At 64.2% G+C, this 1398-nt stretch carries 2 protein-coding genes; one reads left to right on the top strand and one right to left on the bottom strand.

The features are described 5' to 3' along the window. The coding region (locus AC1D1G_RS45220; protein WP_477956940.1) for an acyl-CoA dehydrogenase family protein at positions 1-714 on the top strand (714 nt) is incomplete at its 5' end. A gap of 38 nt (positions 715-752) precedes the next feature. Here the strand turns inward: AC1D1G_RS45220 and AC1D1G_RS45215 are convergent. After that, a partial coding sequence (locus tag AC1D1G_RS45215; RefSeq protein WP_477956939.1) for a PucR family transcriptional regulator occupies positions 753-1398 on the bottom strand: 646 nt, incomplete at its 5' end.

Genomic DNA, 1398 nt, shown 5'->3' with positions numbered 1-1398 from the left:
AAGATGTGGTGCACGTACGCCGACGAGGCCGACTACCTGGTGCTGTTCGCGCGGACCGATCCGCACAAGGATCCGGCGAAGCCGCACCGGGGGATCAGCGCGTTCCTGATCGACAAGCAGCGCGGCGGGTTCCCGGAGGGGATCAGTGGGACGAAGATCCGCAAGATCGGGTATTTCGGGTGGAGCACGTGGGAGCTTTCGTTCGACGATTTCCGGGTGCCGGCCACGGCGATGCTCGGTGCGGAGGGTAAGGGTTTCTAYCTGGCGGTGTCCGGTCTGGAGGTGGGGCGGGCGCATACCGCGGCCCGGGCRATCGGTCTGGCGCGGGGTGCGTTGGAGGATTCGATCGCGTATCTGCACACCCGCCGGCAGTTCGGGCACGAGTTGGCCGATTTYCAGCATCTGCGGTTCAAGRTYGCGAAGATGGCCGCCGACATCGAGGCCGCCCGGCAGTTGATGTATTCGGTGGCCACCGATATCGATACCGGCCGGCGGTGTTCGCTGGAGGCGTCGATGTGCAAGYTGGTGGCCACGGAGATGGCCGAGCGGGTGACCAGTGAGGCGGTGCAGATTCACGGCGGCGCCGGGTACACCACCGACTTCCAGGTCGAGCGGCAYTGGCGSGATGCACGGTTGACGAAGATCTTCGAGGGCACCAGCGAGATCCAGATGCGGATCATCTCCGACGAACTCCTGGGAAGAGCGGCCGACTAGGCGAGTTCGGGGTGAGAACGCAGCAAGGTGCGACTGCTTCAGCGGTCGTGTTGCACATTCTGCCGATGCTGTAGAGCCATCTGAATCATGGCGGCGTCCACCGGCTTGTTCGGATCGAACCCTGTCAGCTGATGAAATCGGCTCAGGCGATTGATGACTGTGTTGCGGTGACAATAGAGAAGTTCGGCACTGGTTGTCACCGAACCAGTTTCGAAGTAGACCCACAGCGTCTCTGCCAGCCGCTTACCTTCGTTTGCGGAGACGTTGTCCAGGACCTCGCGGGCCAAGGCGTCCCCGACGTCCCCCATTCTGCGCGCAGCGATTCTGCCCCACGCCCCTCGCAGCGTGACCGTCTCGTCGATACCACTCTCGAACGCTGCGAGGATCTCCCTGGCTATCGCATACGCACGGGGCACCTCGGCCAGGGTGCGGGCGATCGGGGCGACGATACAGGGAACATCATGTAGCCAGCGCGGGGACTGGAGGTCTTGCGTCCGGGGGAGTTCGGCGATCAGGAGGAGTAGATCCTCCCGCTCGTGGAGGGATCGAAGAGCATTGGCGTCTTCGGCAGCGGCCCGGAAGCGGCGGGCGTTGTCGGCAGGAGCGAGCGCTACCTGGAATGCGGAATCACTGCGGACGCCGAGCGCACGGGCAGTCTGCGACAGGAGCTGAGTGTCCTCCCCG

It is taken from the genome of Rhodococcus sp. P3_B8, from assembly GCF_056402775.1.
The sequence above is the reverse complement of the archived record's forward strand: the minus strand, read 5'-3'. Positions and strand labels throughout refer to the sequence as shown.